Origin of the sequence: Gordonia aichiensis NBRC 108223 (genome assembly GCF_000332975.1) — a bacterium.
Lineage (GTDB): Bacteria > Actinomycetota > Actinomycetes > Mycobacteriales > Mycobacteriaceae > Gordonia > Gordonia aichiensis.
Genome location: NZ_BANR01000042.1, coordinates 1 through 8,894 on the forward strand (window position 1 = coordinate 1; position 8,894 = coordinate 8,894).

The 8,894-nt window shown below is 66.0% G+C and carries 8 protein-coding genes and 3 pseudogenes; 6 read left to right on the forward strand and 5 right to left on the reverse strand.

What is annotated here, in order from left to right; genetic code table 11:
- Positions 1 to 191: 191 nt before the first annotated feature.
- Positions 192 to 404 (reverse strand): annotated as a pseudogene (locus tag GOACH_RS24430) (integrase core domain-containing protein); the annotation flags it as partial.
- 638 nt (positions 405 to 1,042) lie between these two features.
- On the opposite strand from GOACH_RS24430, the gene GOACH_RS21920 reads away from it, so the two are divergent.
- A complete protein-coding gene (locus GOACH_RS21920; RefSeq protein WP_005180116.1) occupies positions 1,043 to 2,134 on the forward strand; it encodes a hypothetical protein in 1,092 nt (363 codons plus the stop codon).
- Between the two features lie 61 nt (positions 2,135 to 2,195).
- Here the strand turns inward: GOACH_RS21920 and GOACH_RS23895 are convergent, their stop codons facing one another.
- Positions 2,196 to 2,468 carry a hypothetical protein gene (locus GOACH_RS23895; protein ID WP_157227933.1) on the reverse strand — a complete coding sequence of 91 codons (273 nt, stop codon included), beginning with the start codon at positions 2,466 to 2,468 and terminating at the stop codon, positions 2,196 to 2,198.
- A gap of 522 nt (positions 2,469 to 2,990) precedes the next feature.
- Between GOACH_RS23895 and GOACH_RS21925 the strand changes: the two genes are divergently transcribed.
- From GOACH_RS21925 to GOACH_RS24680, 5 genes and pseudogenes are all read left to right on the forward strand, one after another.
- Complete coding sequence (locus GOACH_RS21925; RefSeq protein WP_235434494.1) at positions 2,991 to 3,785, forward strand: aldo/keto reductase; 795 nt, start codon at positions 2,991 to 2,993, stop codon at positions 3,783 to 3,785.
- A gap of 96 nt (positions 3,786 to 3,881) precedes the next feature.
- Complete coding sequence (locus tag GOACH_RS21930) at positions 3,882 to 5,048, forward strand: low temperature requirement protein A (RefSeq protein ID WP_005180121.1); 1,167 nt, start codon at positions 3,882 to 3,884, stop codon at positions 5,046 to 5,048.
- Positions 5,049 to 5,152: 104 nt separating this feature from the next.
- Entirely contained in the window at positions 5,153 to 5,359 is a 207-nt protein-coding gene (locus tag GOACH_RS21935) for a hypothetical protein (protein ID WP_152930178.1), read from the forward strand.
- Positions 5,360 to 5,787: 428 nt separating this feature from the next.
- Positions 5,788 to 6,063, forward strand: coding sequence for a type II toxin-antitoxin system Phd/YefM family antitoxin (locus tag GOACH_RS21940; protein ID WP_039857037.1), 276 nt, complete (start codon positions 5,788 to 5,790; stop codon positions 6,061 to 6,063).
- Positions 6,060 to 6,272, forward strand: a pseudogene (locus GOACH_RS24680) (type II toxin-antitoxin system RelE family toxin); the annotation flags it as partial. The gene GOACH_RS21940 and the pseudogene GOACH_RS24680, both read left to right, overlap by 4 nt.
- 183 nt (positions 6,273 to 6,455) lie before the next feature.
- Here GOACH_RS24680 and GOACH_RS21950 read toward each other — a convergent pair.
- The 3 genes and pseudogenes from GOACH_RS21950 to GOACH_RS21960 all read right to left on the reverse strand — a co-directional run bounded on the left by GOACH_RS21950 (position 6,456) and on the right by GOACH_RS21960 (position 8,779).
- A pseudogene (locus GOACH_RS21950) lies at positions 6,456 to 7,441 on the reverse strand (IS481 family transposase).
- A gap of 143 nt (positions 7,442 to 7,584) precedes the next feature.
- Complete coding sequence (locus GOACH_RS21955; RefSeq protein ID WP_005180136.1) at positions 7,585 to 7,971, reverse strand: VOC family protein; 387 nt, start codon at positions 7,969 to 7,971, stop codon at positions 7,585 to 7,587.
- A gap of 10 nt (positions 7,972 to 7,981) precedes the next feature.
- Complete coding sequence (locus tag GOACH_RS21960) at positions 7,982 to 8,779, reverse strand: helix-turn-helix domain-containing protein (RefSeq protein ID WP_005180139.1); 798 nt, start codon at positions 8,777 to 8,779, stop codon at positions 7,982 to 7,984.
- Between the last annotated feature and the right edge of the window lie 115 nt (positions 8,780 to 8,894).

Consider the following 8,894-nt stretch of genomic DNA (forward strand, 5'->3'; position numbering starts at 1 on the left):
TTAAGACTCGATGACACATACCTGAGACGCTCGAAGGCGCTGAGCTGCGTGGTTTCCGACGCGAACTCTCACATCGGCCGACAAAGTTCTTGCCGAAATGACGGAGTGGTCCGTCCGGCCGCTCGACCCGGTGGCAGGTCCCCGATAACCGGTCCAGTCAGTTCTAGAGCCAGTTCCTAACTTGCAGTTGATCAGTCGATCTCGCAGCCCACGGGGTGATGCCGGTGGGTGCATCCGGCACTGTACTCGGCCGGGGTCTGGTAGCCCAGTGCCGAGTGGCGGTGCCGATGGTTGTGGTCGTCTTTGAAGTCGGCGATGACTACACGGGCCTCGAGCAACGTCGGCCAGCAGTTGCGGTTGAGGCATTCGTCGCGCAGCCGGTTGTTGAACGACTCGATAAACCCGGCCTGGTCGCCATCGCACTGACCACAGTTGGCTGTAGCGACAGCGAGGACACTGCATCGAGTGGCTCCAGTTCGTCGCCGACCCAGGCGCCCACCACTATCGTCACTCCCCCGCCGCCGGCATGGATCAGGGACCGTAGCTGCGGGGTGGCCTGGGGACCAGACGGCATCCTGGACATTGTGGCGTTGACTCCCGGCGTTGATTGTGGGGCCGCCAAGCGGGCCGCCGACACCTACATGTCCGACGTTGACGGGTTCATGTCTAGCAACCCTCTCGAGGTCGGTGACGGCTGGACTTGCCAGATACCGCACCTGCCGCTGGGCAGTCGATGCATCACCTGTCCGAACGGAATCGACCGGCCCCACGCTGATCACTGCTCCCACACCGCCGAAGCACTTTAACCGATCCGTCACTGCAGCATCATCGAGAAGCCGTCCTCGACACCGGCAGGTGCCGGGCCCGCTGGCTGTGATGTCTTCGCGCTGGCGGCGTCGGCGGGGAGAGGATTTCGCAGTGAGCAGCACCGCTCTTTCCGGGATCGAGGCGACCACCGAATCCGGCCCGCGGTGCTGCGCGAAACCTTGGGGGCTCCATCGAGCCAGTGGCAATCCGACCGTGGTTGCCTCACCATGGAGGGGTGACTGCTGAGCGTTGCCGATCCACCGCCGATCCTGCCGAACCCCTTTCCGATGCCGAGCTGCTCATCGGCCTGGTGGTCTCACCATCCCTGAGTGCGGTGCTCGGCCCCGAGGTCACCACCTCGGTGCGCAAGATTTTGGTGCAGCGGTATCCGGGAGTGCGCTGGCAACTGAAGATGGCCGAAGACCGGCTGGTCGATCCACCCACCGAGACCTTGGACCTGCTGGAGGCGGCCCGAAACCGCGTGCTGGAGGAGAACTGGGATTTGGCCGTGGTGCTCACCGAGATCCCCCTGAAGACCGGCCGACGTCCGGTGCTCACCCAGCTCAGCCCCGTGCACGGGGTAGGACTGGTCTCCGTCCCAACCCTGGGACCCGTGCACGTGCGGCAGAAGGTGCAAGAGACCACCGTGCACGTGGTCGGGCAGCTCCTGGGCTACGACGCCGAAGACCCCAACGCCCAGCGGGATCTTGCTCGAAGAGCCCACCAGCTGTCCACCGATCTCGACGAACGCCCGGACGACAACGTCGTGCAGTTCACGGCCCGAGTGCTGAGCGGCAACGTGCGGTTGCTGCTGGGCATGATCCGCGCCAACCAGCCTTGGGCCTTCGTGGCCCGGCTCTCCCGGGCGCTGGTCGGGGCAGCGGCCACCGGCATGCTGACATTGGTGGCCTCGGACCTATGGGTACTGGCCATGGCCTACGGGCCGGTGCGCCTGGTCCTGCTGGCGGTGATGGCGATCGGGGCGGTGGGTGCCACCCTGATCCTGGGAGCCGACTTGTGGGAGCGCCCACGGCGGCGAGCCCAACGTGAGCAGGTGATCCTGTTCAATTTGGCCACCACCGCGACCGTGGCCATCGGGGTTGTGGTGTTCTACCTCGGCTTATTCATACTGTCCTGGGTCGGCGCGCTGCTGCTCATCGACGAGCAGGTACTGGCCGGTGTCGCCGGTCACCCAGTGAACGCTTTGGACTACGCGAAGATCAGCTGGCTCACCGCCAGCCTGGCCACCGTGGGCGGAGCAATAGGAGCTGGACTGGAGGACGACGATGTGGTGCGCGCCGCTGCCTACACCCGGTCCAGCACCTGACACAGCCCCAGCACAGAAGAAACTGAAACATCTACGCGTTGATGCCACGTCTATGCAGGTGTCATTGCCGGTCGCGATGACTTGGTGGGCTCAGCGCAGTGCGCTGCCTCGTACTCGGCGGGTGGGGCGTTGCCGAGGCGGGTGTGCGGGCGGGCGCTGTTGTACCTGTCGATCCGGGATCCGGCATGAAGCGGACCCGCGCGTAGGCCTCGAACTCAGGAGGGCCGAACAGTGCTAGTGACTTCCATGCCTGGCCCGACGCGACGTCGTCGGTCGCGTCACGACTTCGCGTGATCCAGTCCGCGGCCGAGACATCAGCACAGAAGCGCAGCATGCCACGACTATGCGCCGGACCGGGTTGCCACAGCAATCCTTTTACAGATCGCCGGGGCGTCTCATCTGATGCATCATTGATTTCATCCAATGCATCATCAACGCCACTCCGCAGGTCATCGGGTTGACTTCCTGGCAACGCAGCCCGGCCTCAAGCGCCCAGCCTCGCGTCAAAGCCGTGTTGCTTGCTCGAATGCCGCTGCTAAGCAACGGGATTCGTGACCGCGGTCAGGACCAGGAGGAGTGGCGAGGTGATGCATCTGATGCAATATGCAGTGGTTTACCTGACATAAGGTAAATTATCGGCACTTGAAAAGCACTGGGGGAGAATACTACTCGTAGCACCCACCGCACTCTCTACGACGAACACACCGCCTGGGGCCACCGCATCAACCTCGCCGCTTGACACCTTGCACCCCTGAGATGTCTTCGAGGATCTCAGCCCACGTCCCACCTCAGGACAACCAGAAGGAAGTGATCGCGGATGCGACGGATAACGCTGCCGAGCGGGGAGTCCATCCCTGTGCTGGGCCAGGGCACCTGGGGCTGGGGTGAGGACCCCGGCCGCCGCGGCGACGAGGTCGCCGCGCTGCACGCCGGCCTCGAGCTGGGCGTGACGCTGGTCGACACCGCCGAGATGTACGCCGACGGCGGCGCGGAGGAGGTGGTCGGTGAAGCATTGGCGGGTCGCCGCGACGAGGCATTCGTGGTCAGCAAGGTCCTTCCGTCCCACGCCTCCCGTTCCGGCACGATCGCGGCCTGCGAACGCAGCCTGAAACGCCTGGGCACCGATCGGATCGACCTCTACCTGCTGCACTGGCAGGGCAGGTACCCGCTGCAGGACACCGTCGCGGCCTTCCAACAGCTCGTCGAGGACGGGAAAATCCGATACTGGGGCGTCAGCAACTTCGACCACCGGGCCCTCGCCGACCTGCAGGACGTGCCGGGCAGCAGCGGGCTGGCCACGGATCAGGTGCTGTACAACCTGTCGCGGCGAGGACCGGAGTACGACCTCCTGCCGTGGTGCGCCGACCACCAGCTGCCGGTCATGGCGTATTCGCCGATCGAGCAGGGCCGCATCCTTCACGACACGACGCTGAACGACGTCGCGGCGCGTCACAGCGTCAGCGCCGCGGCGGCGGCCATCGCCTGGGTGCTGCGCCGCGACTCGCTCTGCACGATCCCCAAGGCGAGCAGCCCGCAGCACGTGCGAGACAACGCCACAGCACTGGACGTGGAGCTGACCCGCGAAGACCTGGATGCTCTGGACCGTGCGTTCCCGCCCCCGAGCGGACCGCGACCACTAGAAATGCTGTGACCCTGACCAAGGGCGCAGCCCGGTCGGTCCGGGCAGCGCGGCAGCACCGTCGGTGAGGGTGGGAGTTGCCGGGCTTGAAAGGGGATGATTTCGCGGATGTCAGAGAACTCTGAGCCGGGCAGCGAGGCCGACGCGCGGGACAGCGGCAGCGGGTCGGTGGGCAACCTAGAGCTGTTCTTCGACCTGGTGTTCGTGTACGCCATGGCGCAGCTGACCGAGCTGGTGCGGGACGACGTTTCGTGGCGGGGTTTCGGTCATGGTGTGCTCGGCCTACTGGCGGTGTGGTGGGCCTGGGTCTGCTACACCTGGCTCACCAACACCTTCACCACGAATCGGGTGGTATTTCGCTGCCTGGTCATCGCCGCCATGGCTGCGATGCTGCTGGCCGTAAGCGCACTCCCGACCGCGTTCAGCACCGGAGCCTTCGTCTTCGGGCTTGCCCTGCTCGCCATCCGCGTCATCCACCTGGTCTTGTTCGTCGTGGACGCCTCCCACGACGACGAACACCTCCGTGCAGGCCTCCTGCGGCTGGCCCCGAGCCTGCTCATCGCACCAGTCCTGATCGCCGTCGCCTTCCCAGCCCCCTACCGAGAGCTGCTCTGGATCGGCGCAGCCATCATCGACTTCGGCGGACCCCTGGTCGCCGGGGTCGAGGTTTTCCGGGTAATGCCCTCCTACTTCGTCGAGCGCCACGGCAACATCATCATCATCGCGCTCGGTGAAGCCGTCGTCGGGCTGGGCACCGGGGCCAGCGAGCACCTGCAGCAACCGGTCGTGCTCGCCGCCGCTGTCCTCGGAGTCCTGATCGCCGCCTCGTTGTGGTGGACCTACTTCGGTCTGACCGCCGGCGCCGAGCAACGCCTCAAAGACGCCGACGGGCCCGAACGCGCCCGACTGGCCCGCGACGCCTACAGCTACCTCCACCTTCCCCTGGTCGCCGGGGTCGCCTTCTTCGGCTTCGGCGCCAGCGTGGCGCTCGAGCACGTGTTCGACCCGTTACCGCTGCTGCCGGCCATCGCCCTCAGTGGCGGGGTGGGTCTGTTCTACGCCGCCGATGTCGCCTACCGATGGCGCGATCACCATCAGCTCGTGCCGGACCGCCTCCTCACGGCGGCCGCATCCCTGCTCATCATCCCGCCAGCACTGATCATGCCCGCATGGTCAGTGTTGACGGTTCTCACCGCGGTCGGCGCCCTGCGCCTGACGTGCGAACTCGTGCGACGGCCGCGGATCGGTCCCGCAGCCGCCGGCCAAGTCCACTGAGGCCGGAACGCCTAGGGCGTGTCTGACAATGAATCCAGGGGTCGGCTGGCACCTTCGAAGACGTGTCCGCGGTCCCCACTCGCTGAAGCTCGAGGGTGCCCGCTTTGTCGGCAGGAGCCTGCGGGACGCAGCGGCGCGCCGAGGACGCCGAGGGACTGCGCGGGGCATGGGGCGCGGTAGACGGCTCATGGCGCCAGGCGACCGACCGCGCATCGGCGCTCCCGGACGGCGCAGTCGACGTCTCGGTCGAGGGAGAGTGGTGCTTCTCCCAGACCCTGCGCCACCTCGTCTTCGCGACCGGGCCTGGCTGAGCCGGGGGGGGGTCAGGCCCCCAGGTCAACGAGCCGGCGTCGCACGCTCATGGATCTACACCCAACCCGACATCCTCGCCCGCATCAGAGCCTCGGCCGCCGCTACAGCCGAAAGACCCACCACGCCCGACGCGACCGCCCTACCCACAGAAAGCCGACACCGTCACAACCCGGACCTCGCTGCCGAAAACGCTCGATTGCGCCACCAACTCGCCGCCGCGCACCGCCAGCTACACGCCGCGCGGCCCCGGCACGCTCACTAGACCCGCAGCGGTCTGCGCCACCGGTTCGATGTCGCGCTGAAGTCGGCGTCAGAGGAATCGTGCTGGCCGGAGCGATGGCCGCCTACGCCAGGGTGGTGACATAACGTAGATTATCGGCTAAAAATCAGGCCATATCCTGGCCAGCGTGGCGGCTACACTGAACGTATGACGACAGTGCCCCTCGGTGAAGCCAAGGACAAGCTCTCCGCGCTCATCGACAGCGCCGAGAGCACGCACGACATCATCACGATCACCAAGCACGGCAAACCTGCCGCGGTGCTGATGTCGGCCGACGACCTCGAATCGCTGCACGACACGATCTACTGGCTCTCACACGCCGGCGTCCGCGACGACGTCGCTACCGCACACGCCGAGTACGCGGCCGGTGAAACCGTGTCCATCGACGACCTGCGCGCCGAACACGGCATGCCGCCGAAATGAGCGATGCACCGCCCGACTCGGTCAGCCCGTACCGAGCTGAGGTCGCATCCCCAGCTCGCCGCGATCTCGGGCGTCTACCATCCCGGATCGTTCACGCTGTCATCGAATTCATCTCCGGGCCGCTCGCCGAGAATCCGCACCGGCTTAGCAAGCCGCTACGTGACGACCTCGCAGACCTTCACAGCGCCCGCCGAGGTGACTTCCCAATCGGCTCTGATCGGGTCTGCTGATCCTCTCGACGAGAACGCAGCGACATCACAGCCACCCAACCCCGACCGTCCGCGAAGCGGGACTGTCGCTGATGACCTGTGCTGCGGGCGTGTCGAGTGGGTCGTCCAGGGGCGACGCGGGAGCGTCGACGCGACGTGCTCGGAGGTGGTTCCAGTCGAGCACTAGCTGTACTGCCCGGAGACGTTGATCAATCGCGAGAAGGGCGGGAGGTTCCCGCAGGCCGTGTGCGGCCGGTGATGGTTGTAGTAGTGCAGCCAGTCGTCCAGCTCGCCCCGTCGTTCGGCTTCGGAGGTGTAGCAGCGGGCGTAAGCCCATCCGTCGGCCAGGGTGCGGAGGAAGCGCTCGATTTTCCCGTTGGTCTGCGGCCTGTAGGGCCGGGTGCGCTTGTGCCGGATACCGAGTTCGGCGCAGGTGTCGCGCCACAGGTGTGAGCGGTACGCGCCGCCGTTGTCGGACAGGACCCGCTCGACGGTGACGCCGCGGGCGTTGAACCACTCGACGGCTCGGACCAGCACGGCGGTGGCAGTGCGGGCGGTTTCGTCGTCGTGGATCTCGGCATAGGCGACGCGGGAGTGGTCGTCGATGACGGTATGGACGGAAGCCATGCCCATCAACGGGTCGTAGTGCTTGTTCTTCGGCTTGTGGGTGTAGCGGCCCGGTTCTTGTCGCCCTGTCGCCGCCCGACGTAGCGCCATCCTCCGCTGTCGGGAATGTTGCCGAGCTTCTTCACGTCGACGTGCAGCATCGAACCTGGGTGATCGTGCACGTAACGGCGCACCGGTTCTCCCGTGGCGCGGTCGACGTGCGACAGCCGGTTCAAGTGCACGTCTGTAAGGATGCGGTGGACCGTGGACGGGGCTATCCCAAGTCGGCTGGCCAACTGCACCGGCCCCTCCCGTAGTCGCAGGCGAAGACGGACGCAGCGCCTGGCAGTCTGCTGGTTGGTCTTGTTCGGTGAGTGATGCGGCCTGGATGACCTGTCCTGCATTGGCTCGCCGGTGCGGTAGCGGTCGGCCCAGCGCTTCACCGTGGGCCAGGAGACCTGGAACCTGGCGGCGACCTGGCTGATCGGCCAGCCGTCATCGACGACCAAGCGGCCGACGATCAGGCGGTGGCGAGGGGTGAGAGCGGCGTTCGCGTGGGACATGACGAGGCCTTCCTGGGGGCATGCGCCGCCCAGGAAGGCCAGTTGCCGCCGCGGGCGGCGAGATTGTGTGGGTCAGGGCTCATTGAGATGTGCACGAACTCGTGAGCCGTGGCACATGACGGTGTCGAGGGGTGTTCCCCGGCTCAGGCTCCTGGGTAGGAGTCGAGGTTCCACCAGTGGCCATCGAAGTCAGCGACACATGCGTTGCGCCCTCCGTGGGGGGCGTCGTTGGGCTCCGTGACGGTGGTCGCGCCGTGTGCCAGGGCTGCGGCGAAGAGGCTGTCCACGTCCTCATCACTGGCGACCACCAGGTTGCAGATCCCCGGCCCGTAATGCGGGTCATCGTCCCGAACAGAGCCGAGCATGATGCCCCCGTTGTCACGCCAGGCAAGTTGCGCATGGGCCACCAAGGTCGCGTCATCAGGATCCCGCACGATCATGGCGGTGGTGAAGCCGATGGCTTGGAGGAAGTCGATGCCTCGATCGGCGTTTGTATAGCGCAGGCAGTGGAACAGCTGTGGTGTCGTCATGGCTCTAGCCTCACGCCGGAAGCATGTCGGTGTCTTGAAGCAATGGGAAATCGTCCTTCGACTGGCGCAGCGTCCATCCAGTCATCGACTTCCATTCCCGGGACAGGTGCGGTTGGTCGCTGTAGCCGGCCATCGCCGCGACGTCCGAGGGCTGGGCGCCACGCTGGACCAAGTCTTTGGCATGGGTGAAGCGAGCGATGCGCGCCACCCGCTTGGGCGAGAGACCGGTCTCGAGGTCGAACAGGCTTGAGAGCCGCCGTCTGGACAGGCCAACGTCCTGAGCCAGGCCGGAGATGGGGATCGTGCCTCGGGTCCGATGGATCCGCGCGAGTGCCTCGACCAGGTCTGCGCGCGGTGCATGAGGATGCTGCTCGAGCCTCTTGGTGAGGAATGCCGCCAAGAGGTGGAACCGTCGTGGCCACATTGACTGCCGCAGCTGGTCGAGCAGGTGCCTGGGCCACGAGAGATCATTCACATCAACCATCGAGCCGGCCAGTTCCCCGGCCGGCAGCCCGAGAAGCCGACGGGTCGAGAGCGGGTGGAGCGACAATTTGAGGCCCTGCTGGCGTCCCCTCGACTGGATCAGAGCCGGAGTGGTGTGCAGGCCGGAGACTAGTACGTCACAGAGATGCCGCGCGTCGCCATGAAGCCAGCCACAGTCGATGGGCTCTCCGAGCGACAGCACCACCGTGACGCCCATCGAGGGAACCCCGTGGTGGACGGTGTCGGTACTGGTGAAGTCGTACCCCACCCAGGAAAGGAGATGGGGGCGCAACCCTTGCGGGATAGCTGGCTGCCAAACGGGCATGCACCCACCCTAGGGAAGCCCCGGCCCAGAAACAGTCACTTGTCTGACGACCACTGTGGTGTCGCTACACGACCGCCAGGGCCGTGGCGGCTCGATCAACGTCTCCGGGCAGTAC